Source organism: Bordetella sp. FB-8 (assembly GCF_000382185.1).
Taxonomy (GTDB): Bacteria; Pseudomonadota; Gammaproteobacteria; order Burkholderiales; family Burkholderiaceae_B; genus Bordetella.
Window position 1 is genome coordinate 2,971,684 of record NZ_KB907784.1, and the last position, 23,191, is coordinate 2,994,874.

The 23,191-nt window shown below is 62.5% G+C and carries 27 protein-coding genes and 1 pseudogene; 16 read left to right on the forward strand and 12 right to left on the reverse strand.

From position 1 onward, the window contains the following. The first annotated feature begins 3 nt into the window (after nucleotides 1-3). The 5 genes from H143_RS0114175 to H143_RS0114195 all read left to right on the forward strand — a co-directional run bounded on the left by H143_RS0114175 (nucleotide 4) and on the right by H143_RS0114195 (nucleotide 5,085). The gene (locus H143_RS0114175) at nucleotides 4-1,449 is read left to right on the forward strand and encodes an NAD(P)(+) transhydrogenase (Re/Si-specific) subunit beta (protein ID WP_231378507.1); all 1,446 of its coding nucleotides are present in this window, start codon (nucleotides 4-6) and stop codon (nucleotides 1,447-1,449) included. Nucleotides 1,450-1,473: 24 nt separating this feature from the next. Further along, complete coding sequence (locus H143_RS0114180; protein ID WP_019938913.1) at nucleotides 1,474-2,508, forward strand: zinc-dependent alcohol dehydrogenase; 1,035 nt, start codon at nucleotides 1,474-1,476, stop codon at nucleotides 2,506-2,508. A gap of 139 nt (nucleotides 2,509-2,647) precedes the next feature. After that, complete coding sequence (locus H143_RS0114185; RefSeq protein ID WP_196801310.1) at nucleotides 2,648-2,818, forward strand: SHOCT domain-containing protein; 171 nt, start codon at nucleotides 2,648-2,650, stop codon at nucleotides 2,816-2,818. A gap of 120 nt (nucleotides 2,819-2,938) precedes the next feature. Continuing rightward, on the forward strand, nucleotides 2,939-4,102 hold the full coding sequence (locus H143_RS20740) for an NAD(P)H-hydrate dehydratase (protein WP_019938915.1): 1,164 nt from the start codon (nucleotides 2,939-2,941) through the stop codon (nucleotides 4,100-4,102). Continuing rightward, a complete protein-coding gene (locus H143_RS0114195; RefSeq protein ID WP_026350065.1) occupies nucleotides 4,102-5,085 on the forward strand; it encodes a zinc-dependent alcohol dehydrogenase family protein in 984 nt (327 codons plus the stop codon). Before H143_RS20740 ends, H143_RS0114195 begins: the two co-directional genes overlap by 1 nt. A gap of 55 nt (nucleotides 5,086-5,140) precedes the next feature. On the opposite strand, the gene H143_RS0114200 is transcribed toward H143_RS0114195, so the two are convergent. Both H143_RS0114200 and H143_RS22690 read right to left on the reverse strand, forming a co-directional pair. Next, complete coding sequence (locus tag H143_RS0114200; protein WP_019938917.1) at nucleotides 5,141-5,521, reverse strand: hypothetical protein; 381 nt, start codon at nucleotides 5,519-5,521, stop codon at nucleotides 5,141-5,143. After that, entirely contained in the window at nucleotides 5,518-5,862 is a 345-nt protein-coding gene (locus H143_RS22690) for a TraR/DksA C4-type zinc finger protein (protein WP_019938918.1), read from the reverse strand. The genes H143_RS0114200 and H143_RS22690 overlap by 4 nt, the downstream gene beginning before the upstream one ends. Before the next feature lie 199 nt (nucleotides 5,863-6,061). Between H143_RS22690 and H143_RS0114210 the strand changes: the two genes are divergently transcribed. Continuing rightward, nucleotides 6,062-6,814, forward strand: a complete 753-nt coding sequence (locus tag H143_RS0114210) for a VIT family protein (protein ID WP_019938919.1) — start codon at nucleotides 6,062-6,064, stop codon at nucleotides 6,812-6,814. A 67-nt stretch (nucleotides 6,815-6,881) separates the two neighbouring features. Here the strand turns inward: H143_RS0114210 and H143_RS0114215 are convergent, their stop codons facing one another. Together H143_RS0114215 and H143_RS0114220 are read right to left on the reverse strand one after the other, a co-directional pair. Then, on the reverse strand, nucleotides 6,882-7,343 hold the full coding sequence (locus H143_RS0114215) for a DUF3429 domain-containing protein (protein ID WP_019938920.1): 462 nt from the start codon (nucleotides 7,341-7,343) through the stop codon (nucleotides 6,882-6,884). A gap of 14 nt (nucleotides 7,344-7,357) precedes the next feature. Then, complete coding sequence (locus H143_RS0114220; RefSeq protein WP_019938921.1) at nucleotides 7,358-8,386, reverse strand: MerR family transcriptional regulator; 1,029 nt, start codon at nucleotides 8,384-8,386, stop codon at nucleotides 7,358-7,360. 121 nt (nucleotides 8,387-8,507) lie between these two features. Between H143_RS0114220 and H143_RS0114225 the strand changes: the two genes are divergently transcribed. The 5 genes from H143_RS0114225 to H143_RS0114245 all read left to right on the forward strand — a co-directional run bounded on the left by H143_RS0114225 (nucleotide 8,508) and on the right by H143_RS0114245 (nucleotide 12,696). Continuing rightward, entirely contained in the window at nucleotides 8,508-8,879 is a 372-nt protein-coding gene (locus H143_RS0114225; RefSeq protein WP_026350067.1) for a thiol-disulfide oxidoreductase DCC family protein, read from the forward strand. Nucleotides 8,880-8,927: 48 nt separating this feature from the next. After that, complete coding sequence (locus H143_RS0114230) at nucleotides 8,928-9,686, forward strand: SDR family NAD(P)-dependent oxidoreductase (RefSeq protein WP_019938923.1); 759 nt, start codon at nucleotides 8,928-8,930, stop codon at nucleotides 9,684-9,686. 38 nt (nucleotides 9,687-9,724) lie between these two features. Then, nucleotides 9,725-10,387 (forward strand): cupin domain-containing protein, encoded by a 663-nt coding sequence (locus H143_RS0114235; RefSeq protein ID WP_019938924.1) that lies wholly within the window; start codon nucleotides 9,725-9,727, stop codon nucleotides 10,385-10,387. After that, entirely contained in the window at nucleotides 10,384-11,499 is a 1,116-nt protein-coding gene (locus H143_RS0114240) for an FAD-dependent oxidoreductase (protein ID WP_019938925.1), read from the forward strand. Before H143_RS0114235 ends, H143_RS0114240 begins: the two co-directional genes overlap by 4 nt. A gap of 405 nt (nucleotides 11,500-11,904) precedes the next feature. Then, nucleotides 11,905-12,696, forward strand: a complete 792-nt coding sequence (locus H143_RS0114245; RefSeq protein ID WP_026350068.1) for an EAL domain-containing protein — start codon at nucleotides 11,905-11,907, stop codon at nucleotides 12,694-12,696. A 158-nt stretch (nucleotides 12,697-12,854) separates the two neighbouring features. Here H143_RS0114245 and H143_RS21665 read toward each other — a convergent pair whose 3' ends face one another. Both H143_RS21665 and H143_RS21670 read right to left on the reverse strand, forming a co-directional pair. Beyond that, nucleotides 12,855-13,112: a hypothetical protein gene (locus H143_RS21665; protein WP_019938927.1), complete on the reverse strand. Its 258-nt coding sequence runs from the start codon at nucleotides 13,110-13,112 to the stop codon at nucleotides 12,855-12,857. Nucleotides 13,113-13,174: 62 nt separating this feature from the next. After that, nucleotides 13,175-13,363, reverse strand: coding sequence for a TetR/AcrR family transcriptional regulator (locus H143_RS21670; protein ID WP_155803658.1), 189 nt, complete (start codon nucleotides 13,361-13,363; stop codon nucleotides 13,175-13,177). Between the two features lie 359 nt (nucleotides 13,364-13,722). Here H143_RS21670 and H143_RS0114260 point away from each other — a divergent pair, with 359 nt between their 5' ends. Next, complete coding sequence (locus H143_RS0114260) at nucleotides 13,723-14,415, forward strand: haloacid dehalogenase type II (RefSeq protein WP_026350069.1); 693 nt, start codon at nucleotides 13,723-13,725, stop codon at nucleotides 14,413-14,415. Between the two features lie 122 nt (nucleotides 14,416-14,537). Here H143_RS0114260 and H143_RS23280 read toward each other — a convergent pair whose 3' ends face one another. The 6 genes from H143_RS23280 to H143_RS0114290 all read right to left on the reverse strand — a co-directional run bounded on the left by H143_RS23280 (nucleotide 14,538) and on the right by H143_RS0114290 (nucleotide 18,772). Then, entirely contained in the window at nucleotides 14,538-15,482 is a 945-nt protein-coding gene (locus tag H143_RS23280; RefSeq protein WP_155803401.1) for a DUF938 domain-containing protein, read from the reverse strand. A gap of 81 nt (nucleotides 15,483-15,563) precedes the next feature. Continuing rightward, nucleotides 15,564-16,205, reverse strand: a complete 642-nt coding sequence (locus H143_RS0114270) for a DUF1109 domain-containing protein (RefSeq protein WP_019938931.1) — start codon at nucleotides 16,203-16,205, stop codon at nucleotides 15,564-15,566. Next, nucleotides 16,202-16,705, reverse strand: a complete 504-nt coding sequence (locus H143_RS0114275; protein ID WP_019938932.1) for a DoxX family protein — start codon at nucleotides 16,703-16,705, stop codon at nucleotides 16,202-16,204. The genes H143_RS0114270 and H143_RS0114275 overlap by 4 nt, the downstream gene beginning before the upstream one ends. 11 nt (nucleotides 16,706-16,716) lie before the next feature. Next, nucleotides 16,717-17,490 carry a DNA-binding domain-containing protein gene (locus H143_RS0114280; protein ID WP_019938933.1) on the reverse strand — a complete coding sequence of 258 codons (774 nt, stop codon included), beginning with the start codon at nucleotides 17,488-17,490 and terminating at the stop codon, nucleotides 16,717-16,719. Beyond that, nucleotides 17,480-18,370 (reverse strand): DUF692 domain-containing protein, encoded by an 891-nt coding sequence (locus tag H143_RS0114285; protein ID WP_019938934.1) that lies wholly within the window; start codon nucleotides 18,368-18,370, stop codon nucleotides 17,480-17,482. The genes H143_RS0114280 and H143_RS0114285 overlap by 11 nt, the downstream gene beginning before the upstream one ends. A 90-nt stretch (nucleotides 18,371-18,460) precedes the next feature. Beyond that, nucleotides 18,461-18,772 (reverse strand): DUF2282 domain-containing protein, encoded by a 312-nt coding sequence (locus H143_RS0114290; protein WP_019938935.1) that lies wholly within the window; start codon nucleotides 18,770-18,772, stop codon nucleotides 18,461-18,463. A 195-nt stretch (nucleotides 18,773-18,967) separates the two neighbouring features. Here H143_RS0114290 and H143_RS0114295 point away from each other — a divergent pair, with 195 nt between their 5' ends. The 4 genes and pseudogenes from H143_RS0114295 (at nucleotide 18,968) to H143_RS0114305 (ending at nucleotide 22,904) form a co-directional block, all read left to right on the forward strand. Continuing rightward, nucleotides 18,968-19,660, forward strand: a complete 693-nt coding sequence (locus tag H143_RS0114295) for a thioredoxin family protein (protein ID WP_019938936.1) — start codon at nucleotides 18,968-18,970, stop codon at nucleotides 19,658-19,660. 191 nt (nucleotides 19,661-19,851) lie between these two features. Continuing rightward, nucleotides 19,852-21,384, forward strand: coding sequence for an aldehyde dehydrogenase family protein (locus H143_RS0114300; RefSeq protein WP_019938937.1), 1,533 nt, complete (start codon nucleotides 19,852-19,854; stop codon nucleotides 21,382-21,384). A 62-nt stretch (nucleotides 21,385-21,446) separates the two neighbouring features. Then, nucleotides 21,447-21,755 (forward strand): annotated as a pseudogene (locus H143_RS22990) (DUF779 domain-containing protein); the annotation flags it as partial. Nucleotides 21,756-21,866: 111 nt separating this feature from the next. Next, entirely contained in the window at nucleotides 21,867-22,904 is a 1,038-nt protein-coding gene (locus H143_RS0114305) for a zinc-dependent alcohol dehydrogenase family protein (protein ID WP_026350072.1), read from the forward strand. The last annotated feature ends 287 nt before the right edge of the window (nucleotides 22,905-23,191 follow it).

A 23,191-nucleotide genomic window follows, 5' to 3' on the forward strand; every position in this document is an offset into this window, starting at 1 on the left:
CTGATGACTATTTCTCAACTGGCGATTGGCGCGGTCGATCTGGTGGCCGCCTTTCTCTTCATGTATGGCCTGCTGCGCATGGCGTCCCCTGTGACCGCATCGTCCGGCATTTTCGTCGCAGGCCTGGGCATGCTGGGCGCCGTCATCGCCAGTTTCCTGTACGCCTTCAGTGTCAGCGCGGCGGCTGAGCCGCATCTGTTGGTCAATATTGCGCTGGCGCTGGGGGCGATCGCCATTGGCGGCGGTATCGCCGGGTGGGGCGGTCGCAAAGTGGCATTGACCGCCATGCCACAGATGGTGGCCCTCTATAACGGCATGGGCGGCGGCGCGGCCGGTGCCATTGCGGCGATCGAATTGTTTGGCAACAAGAGCGCCGGGGCAGGCGAGCTAGTCGTAACTTTGCTCGGCGCGCTAATCGGCGCCGTATCACTCTCCGGCTCATTGATCGCCTGGGCCAAGCTGGATGGGATCATCAAGAAACCGTTTCGGGTGCGGGGCCAGCAGACAATGAATGGCCTGGTCATGCTGGCGACGCTTGCCGTTGGCGCCTATATCGTCGTAGAGGCGCAGGGTGGGGGCGTCCTTGCGATCGCCATGCCCGACCTGATCTACCTGTTTTTCGCTTGTGCGCTGGTTTTCGGTGTCATGATGACTCTGCCGATTGGCGGCGCCGACATGCCGGTGGTGATCTCGATCTACAACGCTTTCACGGGTTTGGCGGTCGGTCTCGAAGGCTACGTATTGCAGAACCCCGCGCTGATGATCGCCGGCATGGTGGTCGGCGCCGCCGGCCTGCTGCTGACGCTGCTGATGGCCAAAGCCATGAATCGCTCGGTGAGCAATATTGTCTTTACTAACTTCGGCGCCGTTGGCAAACACAAGCGTGGTGCCATCAAGGGCGAACTCAAGCCGATGGCCGCAGGCGACGCCGGTATCGCCATGCGTTATGCCCGTTCCGTGATCATCGTGCCGGGGTACGGGCTGGCCGCTGCCCAGGGCCAGCAAAAGCTCTATGAATTCGTCAAGTTGCTGCAGGCGGGAGGCGTCAGCGTCAAGTTCGCGGTCCATCCGGTGGCCGGGCGCATGCCGGGTCAGATGGATGTCCTGCTGGCCGAGGCCGGCGTGCCCTACGACCTCATTTTCCAGCTCGAAGACATCAACGATGACTTCAAGACCACCGACGTTGCGCTCGTCATCGGTGCCAACGACGTGGTCAACCCGGCGGCGCGCACCGACAAATCGTCGCCGATCTTCGGCATGCCTATCCTCAATGCTGATCAGGCCAAGAAGGTGTTCGTGATCAAGCGTGGCGAGGGCAAGGGTTATGCCGGCATTGTCAATGAACTGTTCTATGGCGACAACAGCAATATGGTCTATGGCGACGCCCTGACCGTGTTGACCAAGATGATCGAAGCCGTTCGCGGCCTGGGGCTGCCCGCGGCGGCTTGAAATGCACTCTTCCAAGGAAACCACATGACACAGAAAATGCAAGCCGCCCAGGTCGAACAATTCGGCAAGCCGCTGGTGCTCAAGGAGCTTGACGTTCTTACGCCCGGCCCGGGCCAGATTTTGGTGAAAACCGAAGCTTGCGGTGTCTGCCACACCGACCTGCATGCGCGCAACGGCGACTGGCCGCTCAAACCGACGCTGCCATTTACGCCTGGCCATGAGGGCGTCGGCATTGTTACCGCGCTCGGCCTCGGGGTGACGGCGGTGAAGGAAGGGGACCGCGTCGGCGTGCCCTGGCTTTATTCGGCCTGCGGCCATTGCGAGTTCTGCCTGGCGGCGCAGGAGCCGGTCTGCGCTCAGGCACAGTTTGGCGGCTACACGAAAAACGGCGGCTTTGCCCAGTACATTCTCGCCGATCCGAACTACGTCGCGCACATCCCGGCTCACCTGGCGGCCAAGGATGCGGCGCCCTTGATCTGCGCAGGTATCACCTCGTACAAGGGCGTCAAGGAAACCCAGGCCCGGCCGGGAGAATGGATTGTCATTTCGGGCATCGGCGGGCTGGGACATTTGGGGGTGCAATACGCCAAGGCGATGGGGCTGCACGTATGCGCGGTGGATATCGACGATGGCAAACTCGAACACGCCAAGCGCCTGGGTGCCGATGCGGTGGTCAATGCCAGGAACGGTGACCCGGTGGCTGCCGTGGTCAAGGCCACGAGCGGCGGCGCCCACGGTGTGCTGATCACGGCCCCGTCACTGCCTGCCTTCGAACAAGGCGTCGGAATGACGCGCAAGCACGGCACCTGCGTGCTGGTGGGTATTCCTGCGGGCGAGTTTCCGACGCCACTGTTCGATGTGGTGGCCAACTGCATCACCATCCGTGGTTCCTTTGTCGGAAATCGACGCGATATGGCCGAGGCGCTTGCATTCGCCGCCGAAGGCAAGGTCAAGGCCGACATCGAGTTGCAGCCGCTGTCGGCCATCAACAAGGTTTTCGAGCGGCTGGGAAAGGGCGAGGTGCCTTCACGGGTGGTGCTTGACTTCTCGCTTCGGTGAGACAGGCACGGAAAGTTTCAAACAGCCGTTGCAAGCGTACGTGGCGTAGCAGATTAACTGATCTTAGGAGCTTAAAATGACGGGCGCATATTGGAATGAATGGTACTCGGGTTGGGGTTGGTTCTTGTGGTTTGGCATCATGATTCTCTTATTCTCCAGCGCTGGGAATTGGGGCTACACCTACCGTGTACACAGGAACTACGGCGGCCCCAATGGCAAGAGCGCGCAGGACATCCTGAATGAGCGCTATGCGCGTGGCGAAATCAGCCACGAGGAATACGCCCGCATGAAGGCAGCCATCTCGGCATAATTGATCTGCCTGCGCCATCAAGCGCTTGGGCGTCTCGCGGCACCCTTCTGAACGAGGAGCAATTCCAATGAACACCCGAGCCAGCCATGCCAAGGCGAGGACGCGGCCAGCGAGGTTCTCATGCTTGCGTTCGACGGTTACCTTGATGCGGCCGAGAAGATGCGGGCGGCTGTGCGTGCAGATTCCGGCAGGCAGGCGGGCAAGGTAGTGGCGCGCGCCGCTCAATCCCCTGCGCTGGCGTGCCGCGCAGCCCTGCTCAACGTGGCGCAGATGAGGCTGGCCGATAGTTTGACGGTGGAGTCCGGTATCTGCGACACCGCGCTAATGGAGAACGCCGGCCGCCCGGTTGCACGCGCCATCATGCAACGGTGGACGCCGCGTCCGGTACTCGTTCTATGCGGACCCGGCAGCAATGGCGGTGACGGCTTGGTCTGCGCGCGGCTCCTGGCACAGGCGCTGCCGATGCAGCACCCGGACAGCAATAAATATACGCGCGGCCACGCCCTGGTCTGGGGCGGTTGGCCGACCACCGGTGCGGCCCGCATGGCGGCACGCGCGGCGGCCCGGGTGGGTGCGGGCATGACCACGCTGGCTGTGCCCGAGGTCGCGCTGGTGGTGTATGCGACGGCGCTGACCAGCATCATGGTGCAGCCGGCCACCCAGCCCGAAGACCTTGAAAAGATACTCGCGGACAAACGCTATACCGGGTTGTTGATCGGTCCGGGGGCGGGGATTGGGCCGGAAACCCGCGCCAGGGTACGGGTCATGCTCGAAGCGGGCCCGGCGACCGTGCTCGATGCCGACGCGCTCTCGAGCTTCAAAGACGACCCGCAGTCCTTGTTCCACGCCATCAAGGGCGCTTGTGTGCTGACCCCGCACGAAGGCGAATTTTCCCGCTTGTTCGGCGGCGTAGTGGATCTGTCCAGCGACAAGCTCACCCGCGCCCGCGCTGCCGCGCGCGCCAGTGGGGCCGTCGTCGTGCTCAAGGGGAGCGATACCGTGATCGCCGCGCCCGATGGTCGCGCCATCATCAACGCCAATGCGCCGCCAACCCTGGCCACCGCGGGCGCGGGCGACGTGCTCGGCGGCATGGTGCTGGGGCTGCTTGCGCAGGGCATGGACCGTTTTCTTGCATCGGCCGCCGCGGTGTGGCTGCATGGGGAGTCAGCCGCCGGTTTTGGCCCTGGGCTGCTGGCCGAGGATCTGCCGGACCGCCTGCCGACGGTGTTCCGTCAGTTGGCTAACCGGGCCATGTATCCGGTATTCAATCCTGGCGGTCCATGATGCATGCAATGGTACTGAACAAGGTGGGCGCCCCGCTGATGTGGACCGCGTTGCCCGACCGGGAGCCGGGGCTGGGCGAAATTCGCGTCAAGGTGGCCGCTTGCGGCGTGTGCCGAACAGACTTGCACGTCGTCGATGGCGACTTGGCGCACCCCAAGGTGCCGATCATTCCGGGCCACGAAATCGTCGGCCGCATCGATGCCATTGGAGCGGGCGTGGCGGGCCTGGCGCTCGGCCAGCGCGTGGGCATTCCGTGGCTGGGCCACACCTGTGGTGTCTGCCCCTACTGCAAGATGCAACGAGAGAACCTGTGCGATCACCCGCAGTTCACCGGCTATACGCGAGATGGCGGTTTCGCTACGGCCACGGTCACGGATGCGCGCTTTGCCTTCCCGCTCGGTGATGAGGGCAGCGACGAGTCGCTGGCGCCCTTGTTGTGCGCCGGACTGATCGGCTGGCGTGCGCTGACCATCGCGGGAAGCGGCAAGAAGCTGGGCTTGTACGGATTTGGGGCGGCTGCGCATATCCTGGCCCAGGTGGCGACGTGGCAGGGCCGCTCGGTGTTTGCCTTCACCAGGCCCGCAGACCACGCCACGCAGGACTTCGCCCGCACCTTGGGAGCGGTCTGGGCCGGTGGTTCCGACGAGATGCCGCCGCAGCTACTCGATGCGGCCATCATCTTCGCAACCGCGGGCGATCTGGTGCCGCTGGCGCTGAAGGCCGTGCGCAAGGGCGGCCGGGTGGTATGCGCCGGCATCCACATGAGCGCCATCCCGGGTTTTCCCTACAGCTTGCTGTGGGAGGAGCGCCAGTTGCTGTCGGTGGCCAACCTCACACGCCAGGACGGCCTGGATTTCCTGAGCCTGGTGCCGCAGATGGGCATTGCGATCAAGACCACACGCTATCCGCTGCAGAAGGCCAACCAAGCGCTGGCGGATCTACGCGCCGGCCGATTCGAAGGAGCGGCGGTGCTGGTGCCCTGAAGATGCCGCCAATGCTGTGTTTCAGGCAGAATGAAGCATGGCACGAGGAACTTCGTCAGGTCGGTGTCCGCGTGCCGGCCTTCTGGTCGAACTTCACGAAATATCGGCGTGCCAGGGCGATGAGTTGGTTTTCTGTCGGATGGTCGGCAAGCTCGTAGCCAACGATGCGTGGGGCGGTCAGTGGCCGGTGCTTGTCCACATAGTGGCGGAAGTCCGCCAGGCTGGTGTGTCCGCCGACAATCAGCACTTCGGCGATGCCCTCGAGCGCATCGCAGACCTCGCCGAAGAACTCATGTTCAGTGCGCACACCGCTATGATGCTGGCGCGTGAACTTCCGGTGCTGTTGCACCTTGCGTTCCACTACGTGTTCGGAGTGGAATTGCAGGATTTGCGCGGACTGATGATCGACGAAGGCGACAGCGTGAAAAAGGCTCATGGCAGGGATTTCCGTTCGTAAAGGGCCTGGCAGGAGGCGCAGCGCAGGGTTTCCGGCTGCCGCCGCAACCGGTCAAAGGGGATGGCGGCGTGGCAATCAAGGCACAGGCCATAGCCCGCGAGGTGAATGCGTTGCAAGGCATTGCGGACCGCATTGAACTCGCGGCTGTCGATGTCCGAGACAATACCTTCAACCTCGTGATCGCCAGCGCGCTGGCGAGCGTCATCGGCGTCATCCATCAGCGTCTGGCTTGCCGATTTTGCCTGCGTCAACCCATTCAGACGGAACACACTTTCGTCCTCGAATCGCGCCAGCCGTGATTGCAGCAGGTCGGCCAGCAAGGCTCGCTGCTCTCGCGAAAGGTGGGGGGGCGATGGCATGAGACAGACTCGAAATCGTGAACTGAGTAGCAGGATGGCCTGCGTCAGCTTTGAAGTCTGTGCGGCACCAGACCGACGCAGTTCACCAGCTATGGCCCTATTGGCATGCCCTGTCAGTACCCCGGAAAAACGCCAGCCATGTTCGCATAGCAGAATCGCCATGACACTTGATTCAAAAGCAGGCCAGGACTCAAACCAAAGAACGCGAATTGCCTGGGCCAAGCGGGGCCGCGCGGAACACCATCACAACAACCGTATCGCGTGGTTGCGCGCAGCGGTCCTCGGTGCGAACGACGGCATTGTGTCGACTGCCAGTCTGGTGCTGGGCGTGGCCGCTGCGGGTGCCGACCACAAGGCGATTCTGCTGACCAGTGTCTCGGGTCTGATCGCTGGCGCCATGTCGATGGCGGCGGGTGAGTTTGTCTCCGTCCATTCGCAAGCGGACACTCAAAATGCTGACCTGGCGCAGGAGCGTTCCGAGCTGAAGCAGGACCCCATGGGCGAGCGACGTGAACTCGCGGCTATCTATGTCGGACGGGGTCTGGACCCGACCCTGGCCGATCAGGTGGCCGGCAAACTGATGGCCCATGACGCGCTGGGTGCGCATGCCCGAGACGAACTGGGACTTTCCGATGGGACGGTTGCACGCCCGATCCAGGCAGCATGTGCCTCGGCGGGCAGTTTCTCGGTCGGCGCGCTGTTGCCGATCGTCGTGGTGGCCACGGTATCGCCATCGCGTCTGATCCCGTGGGTCTGCCTTGCGTCGCTTGCTTTTCTGGGCAGCCTGGGTGCTTTGTCGGCGCAGTTGGGCGGGGCCCGGGTAGGGGCCGGCACGTGGCGTGTCGCATTTTGGGGGGCTGTCGCGATGGCGGTCACGGCAGGTGCGGGTGCGCTGTTTGGTGCAGTAAGCTGAATTTTTCTAAAACTGACTTTAATTCAGAAGACCGTCGATCTCAGTCCCTTCCGCTTGCCGCCATTGCTCACGCGTGGGCCATCCCCATCCACGCGCCGGCCAGCAGGCTGAGACTGGCCACGATGGTCAGGCGCCAGCGCAGTGGCAGATACCAGTCCGGCAGCGCCGTCCGGCGCGCAAGCCGGTGGTCCTGTACCAGGTGCAGCACGAATCCCAGCATCAGCAGCAGCGCGGCTTGGCGGGGAGGCAGCAGCAGCGCAGGCCAGGCGAGCAGGGCGGGGACGACGCTCCAGCCGTAGGCGCGGTCGCGCCGATGCGCATCGAGTCCGGCAGCGACCATTGCGAACCCCCAGTGCAGCGCACCCACAAAACTGAGGATTACAGCGCCATAGCCAATCAGGGCGCGGAACCATAGTTCCGCGCTTTGCGGATCGAGACGGGTCAGGACAGCCGTGCCCACAAAAGGCAGCAGGCCGCCGTAGCCCAGCCAGACGACGCAAGCGGGTAATTCACGGTTTGGATCGTGCATGGGGAACGCTCCAGTCAGCGCAGCGTTAGGCCGTCATGCTGCGCCACGCGATCGAGCGCCGACTCGAACAGGGAGCGGGCCGTACCCGCCACCTGCTGCAAGTAAGCGTGCAGATTCGCATCGGGCGCGTCGCGGTGGATGCAGCTTGCGCTATAGGCCTCGAAGCTGGTCAGTTGCATCAGCAGCTCGGCGATATGGCGCGGGCATTCACAGGCGAGCGTGGAGGACAGACCGGCGATTGCCGTCAGCATGGCGTCGTCGAAGCGCCGCGGCGCGGCGGCGGATGCCGGGTCGGCCGGCAGCCGGGGATCGGCATCAGGGGGGGCGGACTGCAGGCCGCGGTCGATCGATCCCAGCCAGGCGCCAAGCATGTCGTCGTCGGCCGGCTCGCGAAGCATGCTCGATCCGGTATCGGCCAAGGTCTTGATGGTCGATGCCTGGGCAAAACGGTACAGGACGGCCGCATGGCGGGTACGCCAGGCTTGCCCGGCCTGCTGCAGTTCGGCCAGCTTGCCAGGCCGCAGGACCGGCGCTTGCCATAGCAGCAGCTCGGCCGCGTTGACGGACGCGGCGGCTGTTGCCTCGGCCAGCGAATCGAACACCGCCAACCTCGGCACGGGATACGCCAGATGCCGCAGGACGGCGGCGCGCTGCAGGCGCGTCGCGAGGGCCGTTCCGACAACTACCCACGTGGGCGCTCTGGCGGTGCGAACCGGCGTATGTGGACCGCCGTCGGTCTGGGTCGCCGGAATACGGGCGATTTCCTGCAACTGCGCAAAATCCAATCCTGCAATGGACCCTATGGCGTGACCTTGCTCAGTCAGTTGCCTGAGCAACATCACGCGCTGCAGGTCGGCGGGGGAATACAGCCTGTGTCCCGACGGCGCCGTGGCCGGATGCACCGCGCGGTAGCGTTGCTCCCAGACGCGTAGCGTCGCGACCGGCATGCGCGCCATGCGGGCGACGGCGCCACTGCGAAAGGCGGGACTGGTCGCGTCGGCCGGCACTGGCGTGTTCGGCGAAGGGGAATTGCGGGATGTCATCTTATTGAGTTCAATATGAATCGAATATTATCACTTTTTTTGCGTATTTTCTTATTAATGAGTTTAAAATGAATCTGAAAAATTAAAATAAAACTAAAAAAATTAATTCTTTAGGACAGCAATGACGCATTCCAAGCCAACGCTTTACTACGATGGCGGATGTCCGGTTTGCTCCCGGGAGGTGGCCATGTACCGCGGGCAGCCTGGCGCGCAGGACGTGTGCTGGGTCGACGTTTCCCGCTGCGGCGCGGCTGATTTGGGGCCGGATTTGACCCGCGATGCCGCCATGGCCAGGCTGTATTTGCGCCAACCCGACGGCCGCCTGGTTAGCGGCGCCATGGCCTTTGCCGCGCTGTGGCAGTCTTTGCCGCGCCTGGCCTGGTTGGGGCGCCTGCTGGGTGCCCGCCCCGTCGTCTGGATGCTCGAGGCCGTCTATCGTCTCTTTCTTCTAGTCAGGCCTATTTGGCGCAAAAAGATCGCCTTTTCGCGGTGACGCCGACCCGCCAGCGCCTTTGTTCAATTGCAAAATCGCGTACCGCCCATGACGACCCCTTCTCTTTTCTATCCTGCCATTGCCCTGGTGACCGGTGCGCGCGGCGGCATTGGCCGTGAACTGGTGGCTCGCCTGCACGCGGACGGCCATCGCGTTGCCGCGGTCGGGCGCGATGCGCAGACTTTGGCCGGCGTGCCGGCGCAGGCTCACATCGTTGCCGACACCACGACGCAGGAGGGCGCGCTGGCCGCTGTGGCCCAATGCCAGGAGCAGCTTGGCGATGTGCCCGCGCTGCTGGCGCATTGCGTGGGCAATACGCTGATCGCACCGCTACATCGCAGCAGCGCGGCGCAGATCCGCGACGTGTTGCGCGTGAACCTGGATAGCGCACTCTTCATGCTGCACGCCTGGGTCGACGCCCTGCGCAACGCAGGCAAGCCGGGCGCCGCCGTCCTGGTGTCCAGTGTGGTTGCCCGTATCGGCGTGGCCAACCACGAGGCTATCGCCGCCGCCAAGGGCGGCGTTGATGCCTTGGTTCGCGCCGCGGCCGCCACGTATGCGCCGCTGGGTTTGCGCATCAACGCCGTGGCACCGGGCATGACCGAAACCCCTATGACGATTGGCATGCTGCGCATGAATGCGATGCGCGAGGGCGCCGCAAAGCAGTACCCGCTGGGTGGCCTGCAGAGCGCGGCCCAGGTGGCCGACGCCATGGCGTGGCTGCTGTCCGAAGGAGCCACGCGTATTACGGGTCAAGTGCTTGCGGTGGATGGCGGTTTCACGGCCGTACGGCCCTTGGTAAAGTAATCGCTTGTGGATATTCCCGGAACACGCTGGACGCTCGCATGCTGATCAATGCGGATTTTTCGCGCCGCGCCATTGTGGCGCATGAGCACTATCAATGGGTTGCCTCGCCGCAAGGAGGGGTTGAACGCGTCATGCTCGATCGCATCGGTCAGGAGCAGGCCCGGGCGACCAGCATCGTGCGCTACGCGCCCGAGTCGTATTTTCCGGCCCATCATCATCCGGGCGGCGAGGAGGTCCTCGTGCTGTCTGGAGTGTTTTCCGAAGGCCAGACGCACTATCCCGAAGGCTGGTATCTGCGCAGTCCTCCAGGTTCCAGTCATCAGCCGGCCAGCGCAGAGGGAGCCGTCATCTTCGTCAAACTGTGCCAGATGCCGCCGCACGAGCGCAGCCGCGTGCGCATCAATACCCGCGATCCCGCCGCCTGGCGCAACGAGAACGGCCGCGAGATATGCCCGCTGTTTTCGGCCGGCTACGAGCAGGTCTGCCTGCAACGTTTGCCCGCTCGAGCGTTGCTGCTTGCGCAACCGGTGAACGGAGCCGAGGTGCTGGTTCTGGAGGGCGAAGTGGCCGTCCGCGGCCAGTCCTATGGCCGCGGCTCGTGGTTGCGCCTGCCGCCCGGCGAGACGACGGACGTGGCGGGCGCTCCGCAGGGCGCCACGGTCTATCTTAAAACCGGACATCTGGGCTATGCGAACCCATGAGCGAACCGACACGGAACGCCCGCATCGCGATCGTCGGTGGTGGATTGAGCGGGCTTTATGCCGCCTGGCTGCTCGAGCGCCGGGGGCTGCGCGACTACCTACTGCTTGAGGCGCGCAGCATCCTCGGCGGACGTATCTTGTCTGTCGATGCGTCATCGCTTGTTCCGGTGCCGACCGATGATCGTTTCGATATGGGGCCGACGTGGTTCTGGCCCGATCATCAGCAGGTCCTGCATGACCTGGTCACGGATCTGGGGCTGCGGCGTTTCGAGCAATACGAGACGGGAGACACGGTGGTGGAACCCGCGCCAGGCAGGCCGCCTGTACGTATGCGGGGCTATGCCAGTTCGCCGGCCTCGTTCCGCCTGGTGGGCGGCATGGCTGCTCTGGTAGATGCGTTGCACCGTGCGCTGGACCCGGCGCGCATCGTGACCGGCCAGGCCGTGCGCCGGTTGAGCCTCGCGCCCTCGCACATCACCTTGCACAGTGAGGATGTTGCCGGGCGCGCGGCGACCTGGCGCGCCGATCAGGTGTTGTTGGCAATGCCGCCTCGCCTGGCGGAACATACCATCGCCTTCGCGCCGGCCATGCCTTGGACGCTGGCCCAGTCATGGCGGCAGACGGCGACCTGGATGGCACCGCATGCCAAGTACATCGCCCTCTACGAGGCCCCTTTCTGGCGGGAGCAGGGACTGTCGGGGGAGGGTCGCAGCGCTTGCGGCCCGATGACGGAGATCCACGATGCCAGCATGCCTGGGGGCAGTGCGGCGTTATTCGGTTTCTTGGGTGTGCCGGCCACGGCGCGTCGACGCATGACCGAACAGATGCTGCGGTCGCTGTGTCGCGCGCAGTTTGTGCGCCTGTTTGGGCCGCTTGCCGCCACGCCCAAGGCGGAATTTCTCAAGGATTGGGCGCAGGATCCCTATACGGCGACGGCCGCGGACCAGCTCGCCCAGGACACGCATGCGCCAGCCCCGCATGCGTATGCCGCCGACGGGCCATGGCGCGGCCGCCTGACCGGTATTGCCAGCGAGTGGTCGCCGCATTTTCCTGGGTACGTCGCAGGGGCTGTCGAGGCTGCCAGTCTGGCCGTGCAGGCCCTGCAGGAATAATACGACGCGCTCAAGGACGGGCGTGGCGCGGTTGCAGCAGACCGTGGTACTACAACCTTGACCGCAAGGCCTATAGGCGCGAGCCTTTCGTCCCTGCAGACTTGCCACAGACCTGCATAAACGGATCCGTGCGCGCTACTTCGGTCCATAATATTTCGGCGATTCGGCCTAGGTTCGCCTGGCTTTGTCCAGGGCGCCTGCGCCCGTGACGGCGGCCTTTAGCGCACACCTATGCTGTTTATCTTGTCCGTGCTTTTTTAATTGTCGTTTTTTTAAAATCCGAATTTAACGCTGGACAATTGCGCTGCCTGAACAAGCGGCCCATTGATTTTCCTGGAATTTAATCCATGATAAAAAGAATAAAAACAAGCTGCAGGCGCATCGTGAAGAAAACGAGTGGATGAAATGACGCGAATCCCCCTTAGAAATCACGCTCAACATATTCAGAGCGACGAAAGTTGCGCCATATGTGGTGACGGGGCGCAGTTGGACTTCGATTTCAGCTACGCCTTTCAGCCCATAATCGACATCCGGACCCGCCAAGTGTTTGCTCATGAAGCGCTGATACGCGGTCCCGGCGCAGAACCCGCGCCGTCGGTGCTCGAACGCGTAACGCCGACCAATCGCTATCAATTCGACCAGGCTTGCCGAGTGCGTGCGATAAAGACCGCGGCTGGTCTGGGCATGCAAAGCAGGCTCTCCATCAACTTCCTGCCCAACGCCATTTACCGGCCTGAAGTCTGTATCAGCACCACGCTGCGGGCTGCTCAGGCCTATGGCTTTCCCATCGGAAAAATAATTTTCGAAACGGTGGAAGGTGAACGTATCGACGATGGCAAATGGCTCGCCGAAGTATTTCGGGAATATCAGCGAATCGGTTTCAGCACCGCCATAGACGATTTTGGCGCAGGCTATGCCGGACTTAACCTGCTGGCCGATTTTCAGCCGGACATCATCAAGCTCGACATGGGTCTGATACGGGATGTCGACAAGCGCAAAACCAACCGCGTCATCGCAGCCGCCGTGGTCGGCATTTGCGCCGAACTCGGAATCAAGGTCGTCGCCGAAGGCGTGGAGACGCGCGATGAGTTGCTTTGCCTGCGGGACATCGGCGTGGAGCTCATACAAGGGTACTTGTTGTCAAAGCCGCTGTTCGAAGGCTGTATGCCGGATGCCGACATCGTTCTGCCGCTATGAACGCATGATCGGCACTGATACATCGGCAGTGCGAGTTCCCCCGCAGCTCGGTATTGTCTGCATAGGCTCAGCAGCCCCGATGCACCGCGCTGTCGAGCGCGTTGGGTGTGCAAGGTGCGCATCATGGACCGGCGGGTATTGAAAGTTCGAGACAATCACTACTTGATCAGAGCCTGCGCCATGCGCTCAGCTGCGTGCCGGCGCAACGCAAGCGGTAGGCCGGCGCGCTGTAAGGTTCGCAGCCCGGCGATTACCGCCATCGCGGCGATGCTCAAATGGGCAGAGTCGTCGCGTTGCGGCGCCACATCACGGATGGCTTTTTCCAGCGCGGCTGCCACCTTCGCGAAGGTTTCGCGCACGGCATCCGCACCTTCGGTTTGCGGGGAGTGCAGCTCACCGAAGGCGTTCACCAGCAAGCCCCTTCGTCCGTCGACGTTTCTCGGGGCCGAGTCCAGAAACAGCGCTAGCAGTGCCTGATTCAGCGACTTTTTTCGAACAGCTTATGATTGTTCGCGGCCTGCTCGTGTGCGTAACGTTCGACTGCCACCTGCAACAGGCCTTCCCGGTTGCCGAAGCTGTTGTATAGCGATGAGCGCGACAAACCGGTCGCTTGCAGCAGGTCGTCAACGCTGGTTTCAATGACGCCGCCCATCCAGAACGCGTGCATGGTGGCGTCCACGACGGCGTGCCGACGAAACACAGAGGTCTAGGCACTAGGGCGCCAGGTCAATGTAGGAAACGCATGGTGCGTAATTCCCAGGCATTGGGTCGGCGCAGTTGACGAGATAGGGGCCTTGCCTGAGCGTTCTTCTGGCGTGGGTTCGGGCGGGGGGGGCGTTGATTTGTACTGATCACTCCATTATCGTGGATCAACGTTACGCAATCTACAAGCCTGCATAAAATTTGAGCCAATCGTCGCTCCGGACCGCCGACCCGGTGGCGGTAATGTTGGATAAGACGCGGCTGACTTTCCGAATCGCTCTGGCCGGTATCTCCAGAGCCAATCCCGATCCGAGGAACTCGTTCATGAAAATGCTGAAGGGAATTCGCGCCTGTGTTTTCGACGCCTACGGCACGATTTTCGACTTCGCAACCGCAACCGCGCGCTGTCCGGACATTCCCGATGACAAGCGCGCCGCGCTGACCGCACTGTGGCGCGACAAGCAATTGCAGTACACCTGGTTGCGCTCGCTACAGGGCTGTCATGCCGATTTCGAGCAAGTTACCGCCGATGCGCTTGACTTCGCACTGGAAAGCTTCAGCCTTGAAAATCCCGCGTTGCGTGAGCGACTCCTTGCGCTATACCGGACGTTGCAGGCCTTTCCTGAGGTTGCCGACACCTTGCGCCAATTGCGTGAGGCCGGCTTTGCAACGGCGATCCTGTCCAACGGCACCCCGTTGATGCTCCAGTCGGCGGTACGCGCATCCGGGCTGGAAGGACTATTCGATGCAGTGCTGTCTGCCGAGGCCGTGCAGGTTTTCAAGACCCATCCGAGGGTATACGAGTACGCGCTACAACAGCTCGGCCTGAAGGCCGAGCAGATCTCGTTCCAGTCTTCAAATGGCTGGGATGCCTATGCCGCGTCGGCTTTTGGCATGCGGGTGATCTGGTGCAACCGCTACGATCAGCGCCCGGAGCGGCTACCCGGGGCGCCCGACCATGTGATACGGAGTCTCTCGGAGTTGCCGAGGCTGCTTGGCCGGTGCGACGCAGGGTGACTGGGCAGCGCTTGTCCGATTAAGGATCAAGAATCTTCAGCGACGGCTTTGCGCATATCGGCCAAAAATGATCTTCGCCTAGCCCCAAAAAGTCGCGGGGTGTGTGTACTGCGGCGAGTTCTTCATGTGCGTTCCCAAACCAGCAGCAGGTTGTTGGCCGGCAGGTTCGACCTCTCGCGCAGATGCAGGCCGACCGCGGTAGCCTGCGCAGCGATATCAGACAGGCGGCGCAGGCCCCATGCGGGGTTGCGGGTGCGCAGATCGGCATCGAAGGCGAGATTGCTGGGGGCGGTATCCAGGCCGTCGACCAGATAAGGTCCATAGGTAATGAGCACACCCTGCGGCGTCAGGTGCCGCGCGGCTCCGCGCAGCAGCGCCAACGTGCAGGCCCAGGGCGAGATGTGGATCATGTTGGCGCAGTAAATGGCGTCGAACTGCCGCGTCATATCGAACCAGTCGGGTGTGAGCACATCCAGTTCGATGGGCGGCAGAACGCGGCCATTCCCGGCACACCAGGCCGCAATGCAGGTTAGCGCGGCGGCTTCGTAGTCGCTGGGCTGCCATTGCCAGCCAGGCAGTCCGGCTGCGCAGAACGCGGCATGTTGGCCGGTGCCGCTGGCGATCTCCAGCAAGGTCCCCGTGGCGGGCAGCAGACGTTGCAATTCGGTCAGGATGAACGGGCCGTTGCGCTCGGCGGCAGGGCTGTGGCGGCGTTGATCTGTACTGGGCTGCATCGCAATGTCCTTGGCAGCCGTCAATATAGGCCGTGACCTGATCGGCCGGCAAGGCCGGGCTGTAAGCCAGCCCTGGAAAACGTCGCACCCCAGCTCTTCGAGCAGGGATTTCTGCTCGGTCGTCTCGACATACTCGGCAACCACCTTGGCGCGGTGCGAATGATCCAGGCGGTTCACGCATCGGATGATGTTCCGATTCACCGGGCTGCTCAGGGCCTGGCGCGTCAGATTGCCATCGAGCTCGGGCGAGTCGGTCGCTGGTGTGAATGCCGCCATCCACCATGGTCCCATCGCGTTCCGGTATCCAACGGGGTCCAGGAGTTTGGCGGTCAATCCGCTTCAGATAGTCTTGCACAGCGTTGCTATCGAGATATGGTTTGTTGCCATTCGCGATATCTTGCGTCGGCGCGAGTCTCACCAGCGCAGGCAACACGGCGCGATGGCCGCGCCGATAGCGGTTGTCACAGCGATCGCGAGTACATACCCGACGCTCCAGAACGGCACCGCCATCTCCGAGCAATACAGCGAGTAGACAAGCAAACCCTGCGCGCCGGCCAGCAGACCGACACTCACACCGGCCAAAGCCAGGCGTGTCGGCGCGAGCTGCTTCATTGCGTACATCATGGCAACGAAAGGAGGAAAGGAGAGAAGCACGATGCTTGCCGTCGTTGTGCGCCAGGTCGTGCCGAGCATCAGCTCGAGCCGGTAGCCTGGCGGCGTCGCCAGCAGGATGCCGCCGGTGGCGAGCAGCATTGCGGCGATGGGCAGCACCGCCGCAAACCAGGCGGTTCCGAGCGGCGCGCCGGGGCGGCCGAGCCGCTGCGCGAGCTTCATGGCCGCGACAATGATCGCCAGTGGAAACACGAGGCGAACCCAGAAGATCGTTGTGAGGATCCGTTCGGGCATGTCGCTACGCACGCCGTACAGGGCGACCAACAAGATCGTGCTGCCGGCAAGGCCGCGCACCAATGCACGATTGAACCGCCTGGGGACGGCGTTGCGCTCGACAGGTGAAACGTTGCTTGCGAGCCGGGCTACCAGATCTTGCGTTTTCATGACCGGTTCGCGCGGTCTCCGAGCAGATAGTCGATCGAAACCCGGCCGGGACCCCACCCGGCGATGCCCAGCGCCATGGCCGCCCAGGTAATGTGGATCGGCCAGCCGTCGGGTATCGTCAGCTCGATGATGCAGGTCATCAACAACAGGCCGGCGGCGGCGAAGCGCGTACCCAGGCCCAATACCAGCAGCACCGGGAACGAGACCTCGCCGCACGCGGACAGGAAAGCGAAGACGGCGGGCGCCGGAAACGGGTAGGGGCCTCCGGGCAGATGGAGCTTGAATTCGTCGCTAAAGAGGTAGAGCGCCGTGTCATTGAGTTGCAGGAAACCGCGCCACTTGAGCATGCCGGATTTCCAGAACGGCACGGCCAGCGCCAGGCGCAGCACGAGTTGCACGAACGACGGTTGGGCGAGCCGTTCGACGAAGCTTCGCGCACACCCGATCGCGTGCACGACGTTGCCGGGAAAGGACAAGGTGGAATCTTGTTGAGTGGACATATTGATTACTCTCACAGTTGAATGGCGGTGAACACGCCGGTCGAAATCATTGCGGCAAGATTGGCCGGCAGATCGAAGGCGCCGGATTCCATGAAGGCAGCCTCGGCGGCAGTGGCCAGCGGCTCGCCTTCGAGCAGTGCGCCGAGAAAGGCTGCGCCGCCCGGGGGCAGGAGCGAGACAATCACCTCGTCGTCAGGCCGGGTGACGAGGGCGTCTTGCGCTTCGCTCGAGTGCAGCGGGGTGACCGGGCCGTCGGTCCGGTTCATGGCGAAGATTGCGACGGCTGGGTAACGTGAGCGCACGATGCGCGAGGCTGGATGGGCGACAAAGCGCACCTGGGCGAATGAACCCGGATCGATGTCGGCGAATGCCTCGGCCGGGAGAGGCGAGGCATCCGCGGCGTGATACGCATCGAGCCACGCGCGCTCGATGCGCGCCGTATCTGCAAGCCAGGGCATGCCGCGGGCGTATTGGTATGCTTGGATGAACGACGGAAAATCGCGCCCGTACTCGAACAGCAGCGGGGAAACCGGCGGCGTCGAACGCACGTGAAAGCGCGCCATCGCGCGGAAGAAATCGACGCCCGTGATGCGCTGCACGGCCGGATAGATCGCGGCCAGCGCGTCGATGAGACTGACCGTGACGTTGTTGCGATAGACGTTGTAGCGCGCGACGACGCCTTGGCCGCGCGCAACCGCCACGTCTTCGGGGGCTGCAAGCCTGGGGTTCGTCAGTCCCGCAGCGAAAGCGGCCGCGTCGTGACTGGCGCGACGTTCAGACTTCATGACCGGCGCGCTCCGCGTATTTTGCCTCGTGCTCCAGCGGGTGTTGGACGACATGGCGGGCCATGATCCGCCGGGCCGCCAGCGCCTGCGCGCGCAGCTCGGGCCAGACCGGTAGCTGGCTGTCCCATTCGATGAGCGTGGGCACCGGGCCGGTGTGGGCGATCACATCGCGGTAGAGTGCCCACACGGCATCGGCGACGGCTCTGTCGTGGCTGTCGACGAGCAGCGGCGCGTAGGCGTCGTCGAACTGCTCGCTGTGGCCGGCCAGATGAATTTCGCTCACGTGTGCAAGCGGAAAATCCGCCAGATACGCATGGGCCTGATAGCCATGATTAATTGCCGACACAAACACGTTGTTGACGTCAAGGAGCAGTCCGCAGCCGGTGCGTTGCGCAACTGTGCGGATGAATTCGGGTTCATTCATGGTCGAGGACGAGAACGCCACGTAGGTGGACGGGTTTTCGAGCAGCATCGGGCGGCCGATGCTCTCTTGCACCTGATCGATGTGTTCGCAAACTTTGTCCAGCGTCGCCTTCGTGTAGGGCAGCGGCAGCAGATCGTTGAAGAAAGTGCCGTTGTGCGAAGACCAGGCAAGATGTTCAGAGACGAACGCCGGCTCGTAGCGCGTGACCAGCTCGCGAAAGCGTGCGAGATGGCCGGCGTCAAGGCCATCGGGCCCGCCAATCGACATGCACACCCCATGCAGCGAAACCGGGTAGCGCTCGCGGATGGCGCTCAACGCGCGATGCGGTGCGCCGCCCGCGCCCATGTAGTTCTCGGCGTGTACCTCGAAAAAGCCGCTCTGAAGACCATCATCGAGAATCGCCGCGAGATGTTCGTGCTTGAAGCTGGTGCCGACGAGTCCGGTCGCCCCGGGCATCGCGCAGCCGGGACGACCCCGCGCATGGCTTGTCGCGGATTGGTCGAAAGTGTCCATGGTCGCCCCGTTTCTTTCTTGTCGCTGCCGCGATCAGGACTTGATCGGCGTGAGCGACCCATGGCCGCCGCCCGGAACGACGATGCTCGTGCAGGTGCCGCCCTGGACGAACTTCCATGAGTTGCCTTGGAAATCGACTGCAGACGTACCCTGGCAGGTCGTGCCCGGACCGGCGGCACAGTCGTTTTGCCCTTTCAGTGCGACCCCGTAGCACTTCTCCTTGTGAGCCGCGACGGCGGCGCTCACTTCGGCCTTCGTCAGCGGCGCCGCATGGGCGGCCGAAGCGAGCAGGCTGGCCACCGCGCCGGCGATAAGGGCGGAACTGACGTTGAACTTTGCTGACATGGATGTTCTCCTGTGGTTGGGATGGAAGGTATCCGTGGCGGATACATTGACTAGTTCGCAAGTCGCGCGGCACCGGTTACAGCCGGCGAATTTTTTATTGCCGCCGCGGGAAAAAAATTTTGCGACGGTGTAACCCCACCACAACCGGCGACGAAATTAGAAGCAAGCCCTGCGTTGCGTTTCTGGAGACCGACCATGTTTGTACGCCTTGCCGCCGCTGTCGTCTTTCTTCTGGCCGTACCTGTCATGGCGTCTGCCAGACCCGTTGTGGTTGAGCTCTTTACTTCGGAAGGGTGTTCATCGTGCCCGCCCGCGGAGGCCTATCTGTCGGAGCTTTCCCACGACCGCCAGGATGTCCTGCCGCTTGCGTTTCATGTGACGTACTGGAACAGCCTAGGCTGGACGGATCCCTACTCTTTCGAGTCCGCGACGCAGCGTCAGGCAAGCTATAGCGCGCGATTCGGGCAAGGCTCCTATACGCCGGAGATGGTGATCGATGGCAGGAAGGGGCTGGTCGGTTCGGATCGAAGTGCGGTCGAGGCCGCGATCCGTGCTGCGCAGCGCATCGACGACAGGAGTGTCGAAGTCGATGGGGTACGCAGGTTCGGGAGGCTGTCGATCAGGGTGGGGGCAGGGTCCGGCAGCGGGCAGGTCTTGCTGATCGGCTATGACCCAGAGCACGCGACAGCCGTCGGGCGAGGTGAAAACTCGGGGCGCACGCTCCGGGAGTCGAACGTCGTTCGTTCGATACAACCCATCGGAAATTGGACAGGCACCAAGCTGGACCTGGAGTCTGCAATGCCGGCCGCAGAACAGGCTGCGGTAATCATCCAATCGCCGGACGGCGCAATCGTCGGGGCGGCGCGCATTGTCACCCGCCCGTATTGAGCCGCCCCGCAGGACGGCGACCGCATCAAGGCAGGTGGCGTGCAGCACGCGTTCGATCGCGGCACTCCTGCGCAAATTCGCAACGCAGATCTATTGATCTGCGTCAAGCCCGCTGTTTTGCCCAGGCGTAGTCTCCTTTTAGACGCCGGCCTTCCGAGGGATGCGGTCGGCATTGAACCAAGGAGATGTAAATGGACATGAATGCCCCGAAACCGGCGCCGAAATTCGAATACAGGCCTTCTGCGCTACGCAAGCGCTACGACAATTTCATCGGCGGCAAGTGGAGCGCCCCGGTGCGGGGGCGCTACTTCACCGACACCAGCCCGATCAACCAGATGGAGCTTGCGCAGATCGCCCGCTCCAGTGCCGAGGATGTCGAGTTGGCGCTCGATGCGGCGCACAAGGCGCGTTACCGCTGGGCAGATACCGCGCCGGCTGAACGCGCGCGCCTGCTCAACAAGATCGCCGACAAGATCGAGGAAAACCTGCATTTCATCGCCAATGTCGAGACCGTCGACAACGGCAAGCCGATACGCGAGACCTTGAATGCCGATGTTCCGCTGGCCGCCGATCATTTCCGCTATTTCGCCGGCTGCATCCGCGCCGAGGAAGGCGCGATCTCCGAAATCGACCATGACACCATCGCTTATCACTTCAAGGAGCCCATGGGTGTGGTGGGTCAGATCATCCCTTGGAATTTTCCGCTGCTAATGGCAGCGTGGAAGCTCGCGCCTGCGCTGGCCGCCGGCAACTGCGTCGTGATCAAGCCGGCCTCCGACACACCGCTCAGCCTGTGTGTGCTGATGGATCTGATCGGCGACATTCTGCCCCCGGGCGTGCTCAACGTGGTTCTTGGCCATGGCGCAGAAGTCGGAACGCCGCTGGCGCGCAATCCGCGCATCTCGAAGATCTCCTTTACCGGCGAGACGACGACCGGCCGTCAGATCATGCAGTATGCGGCCGAAACCATCATTCCGCAGACCATGGAGTTGGGCGGCAAGTCGCCGAACATCTTCTTCGCTGATGTGATGGACAGCGATGACGAATTTTTCGATAAGGCGCTCGAGGGCTTTGCCCTCTTTGCCTTCAATAAGGGCGAGGTCTGCACTTGTCCGTCGCGCGCCCTGGTGCAGGAATCAATCTTCGACAAGTTCATGCAGAGGGCGGTTGCCCGGGTGGCAAAAATCAAAGTGGGCGACCCGCTCGATCTTGCAACCCAGATGGGTCCGCAGTGCTCGCACGGACAGATGGAGAAGATCCTCGAATACATCAAGATAGGCAGGGACGAAGGCGCCAAGCTGGCTACCGGCGGTGAGCGCGCGCATTTGGGGGGCGATTTCGACAAGGGCTTCTTCCTCAAGCCGACCGTGTTTACCGGCGACAACAAGATGCGCGTTTTTCAAGAAGAGATTTTCGGGCCGGTCCTCTCGGTCACGACCTTCAAGGACCTGGATGATGCGATCGATATCGGCAACGACACGCTGTACGGCCTGGGGGCCGGCGTGTGGTCGCGCAACGCGAACAATCTTTACCGCGTCGGCCGGGGTATCGAGGCAGGGCGGGTGTGGACGAACTGCTATCACGCCTATCCGGCCCATGCGGCGTTTGGCGGCTATAAGCATTCCGGCTTCGGCCGCGAGACGCACAAGATGATTCTCGAACACTACCAGCAGACCAAGAACATGCTGGTCAGCTACAGCACCAAGGCTCAAGGCCTGTTTTGATGAACGAGGACCGGACAGGCGCGGACCAGGGCACCGGTCCGGTGGTTCCCGGGCGCGCGCTCATGCCCGAACGCGTCATCGCCACGGCCAAGGTAAAGGCGCTCGTTCGCCGGATCAGGGAAGAGTTCGGCCCGCTGATCTTCCATCAATCCGGGGGATGCTGCGAAGGCACGGCGCCGATGTGCTTCAGGCAAAGTGATTTCCGCGTCGGCGCCAATGACGTGTTTCTGGGCGTGCTCGAAGACTGCCCGTTCTATATCGGCGCCGCGACATTTCGATATTTCTCCAATACGCAGCTTGTCATCGATCTGACTGAAGGCGGCGGCGACAGCTTTTCGCTTGAAGCGTCCGAAGGCGTGCGTTTCATCACGCGCTCGCGGCTATTCACCGACCAAGAGGCGCGAGTTCTCGATGCCCAGGGGCCGCCACCCAAAGGGGTCGACGCCGCTTGCAATATGCGATCAACATCAAGGAGTTCGACCATGAAAGCATTCGTTTATCAGGGTCCGGGAAAATCGGCCCTTATGGATCGCCCGAAACCTGGGATCACGGCGCCGACCGACGCCATTGTCAAGGTTGTCAAAACCACGATCTGCGGCACTGATCTGCACATTCTCAAGGGCGATGTGCCCACGTGCACGCCGGGCCGCATCCTCGGTCATGAGGGCGTGGGCATCGTGGAGGAGGTCGGCGCAGCCGTCACCGCCTTCAAGCCTGGTGACCGGGTCATCGTGTCTTGCATCTCGGCCTGCGGAAAGTGTGACTATTGTCGCAAGGGCATGTATTCGCACTGCACGACCGGCGGTTGGATACTCGGCAACAAAATTGACGGTACTCAGGCCGAATACGTGCGCACCCCCCATGCCGATACCAGCCTGTACCATATTCCCGCCGGTTTGGACGAAGAGGCGCTGGTGATGTTGAGCGATATCCTGCCCACGGGTTTCGAGTGCGGCGTGCTCAACGGCAAGGTCCAGCCCGGCTCGACCGTCGCCATCGTGGGTTCCGGGCCGATCGGCCTGGCCGCGCTGCTGACGGCGCAGTTCTATTCGCCCGCGCAGATCATCATGATCGATTTCGACGACAACCGTCTCGAATTTGCCAGGAAATTCGGAGCGACCGCGGTCGTCAATGCCAGTGACGGCAAGGCGGTCGAGACGGTCATGCGGATGACCGGAGGTCGCGGCGTCGATACGGCCATCGAAGCGGTGGGGGTGCCAGCGAGCTTCATCACTTGCGAAGACATCGTCGCGCCTGGCGGAATCATTGCCAATATCGGCGTCCATGGGGTGAAAGTCGATCTTCACCTGGAGAAACTGTGGGATCGCAATATTGCAATCACCACGCGGCTCGTGGACACTGCCGCGACGCCGATGCTGCTCAAGACGGTAGCGTCGCACAAGGTGGACCCGGCCAGGCTGATCACCCATCACTTCAAGCTCGACAAGATCATGGACGCCTATGACACCTTCAGCCAGGCGGCCAAGACCAATGCGCTGAAAGTGATCATCGAAACCTGAGGTTTTTGAAATGTTGCTTTGAAGCAGCGAGGCAAGATCAAAGTGGGTTTGATTCCCGTCCAAGTCCGCGATGTGGTATTTGCCACGCCTTGCGCTAACAAGGCGCTTACACGACACCGCGCGATCCGGCATCGTTGACTGGTCGGGAGAAAGGCATTTATCCTTTCTGCATCTTTTAGGCATAACGCTGTAAAAGACGATGTCTATCGACGAGTTCCTGTGCTGCAGTGCTTGCGCGCAACACAGCGAGTCGCAAACAGGCAGGTGCAAGAAGGCACAAGGAATAT

Excerpts from the sequence above, each read along its gene's own strand:
- H143_RS20740 (WP_019938915.1), top strand. The coding sequence starts at position 2,939 with ATGCTTGCGTTCGACGGTTACCTTGATGCGGCCGAGAAGATGCGGGCG.
- H143_RS0114270 (WP_019938931.1), bottom strand. The coding sequence starts at position 16,205 with ATGAAAACGCAAGATCTGGTAGCCCGGCTCGCAAGCAACGTTTCACCT.
- H143_RS0114230 (WP_019938923.1), top strand. The coding sequence starts at position 8,928 with ATGACGACCCCTTCTCTTTTCTATCCTGCCATTGCCCTGGTGACCGGT.
- H143_RS0114185 (WP_196801310.1), top strand. The coding sequence starts at position 2,648 with ATGATTCTCTTATTCTCCAGCGCTGGGAATTGGGGCTACACCTACCGT.
- H143_RS0114290 (WP_019938935.1), bottom strand. The coding sequence starts at position 18,772 with ATGTCAGCAAAGTTCAACGTCAGTTCCGCCCTTATCGCCGGCGCGGTG.
- H143_RS0114240 (WP_019938925.1), top strand. The coding sequence starts at position 10,384 with ATGAGCGAACCGACACGGAACGCCCGCATCGCGATCGTCGGTGGTGGA.
- H143_RS0114235 (WP_019938924.1), top strand. The coding sequence starts at position 9,725 with ATGCTGATCAATGCGGATTTTTCGCGCCGCGCCATTGTGGCGCATGAG.
- H143_RS0114280 (WP_019938933.1), bottom strand. The coding sequence starts at position 17,490 with ATGAAGTCTGAACGTCGCGCCAGTCACGACGCGGCCGCTTTCGCTGCG.
- H143_RS0114200 (WP_019938917.1), bottom strand. The coding sequence starts at position 5,521 with ATGAGCCTTTTTCACGCTGTCGCCTTCGTCGATCATCAGTCCGCGCAA.
- H143_RS0114215 (WP_019938920.1), bottom strand. The coding sequence starts at position 7,343 with ATGCACGATCCAAACCGTGAATTACCCGCTTGCGTCGTCTGGCTGGGC.
- H143_RS0114175 (WP_231378507.1), top strand. The coding sequence starts at position 4 with ATGACTATTTCTCAACTGGCGATTGGCGCGGTCGATCTGGTGGCCGCC.
- H143_RS0114300 (WP_019938937.1), top strand. The coding sequence starts at position 19,852 with ATGGACATGAATGCCCCGAAACCGGCGCCGAAATTCGAATACAGGCCT.
- H143_RS0114275 (WP_019938932.1), bottom strand. The coding sequence starts at position 16,705 with ATGTCCACTCAACAAGATTCCACCTTGTCCTTTCCCGGCAACGTCGTG.
- H143_RS0114260 (WP_026350069.1), top strand. The coding sequence starts at position 13,723 with ATGAAAATGCTGAAGGGAATTCGCGCCTGTGTTTTCGACGCCTACGGC.
- H143_RS0114180 (WP_019938913.1), top strand. The coding sequence starts at position 1,474 with ATGACACAGAAAATGCAAGCCGCCCAGGTCGAACAATTCGGCAAGCCG.
- H143_RS0114285 (WP_019938934.1), bottom strand. The coding sequence starts at position 18,370 with ATGCCCGGGGCGACCGGACTCGTCGGCACCAGCTTCAAGCACGAACAT.
- H143_RS21670 (WP_155803658.1), bottom strand. The coding sequence starts at position 13,363 with ATGCACGCGTTCTGGATGGGCGGCGTCATTGAAACCAGCGTTGACGAC.
- H143_RS0114210 (WP_019938919.1), top strand. The coding sequence starts at position 6,062 with ATGACACTTGATTCAAAAGCAGGCCAGGACTCAAACCAAAGAACGCGA.
- H143_RS0114305 (WP_026350072.1), top strand. The coding sequence starts at position 21,867 with ATGAAAGCATTCGTTTATCAGGGTCCGGGAAAATCGGCCCTTATGGAT.
- H143_RS0114220 (WP_019938921.1), bottom strand. The coding sequence starts at position 8,386 with ATGACATCCCGCAATTCCCCTTCGCCGAACACGCCAGTGCCGGCCGAC.
- H143_RS0114225 (WP_026350067.1), top strand. The coding sequence starts at position 8,508 with ATGACGCATTCCAAGCCAACGCTTTACTACGATGGCGGATGTCCGGTT.
- H143_RS0114195 (WP_026350065.1), top strand. The coding sequence starts at position 4,102 with ATGCATGCAATGGTACTGAACAAGGTGGGCGCCCCGCTGATGTGGACC.
- H143_RS0114245 (WP_026350068.1), top strand. The coding sequence starts at position 11,905 with ATGACGCGAATCCCCCTTAGAAATCACGCTCAACATATTCAGAGCGAC.
- H143_RS0114295 (WP_019938936.1), top strand. The coding sequence starts at position 18,968 with ATGTTTGTACGCCTTGCCGCCGCTGTCGTCTTTCTTCTGGCCGTACCT.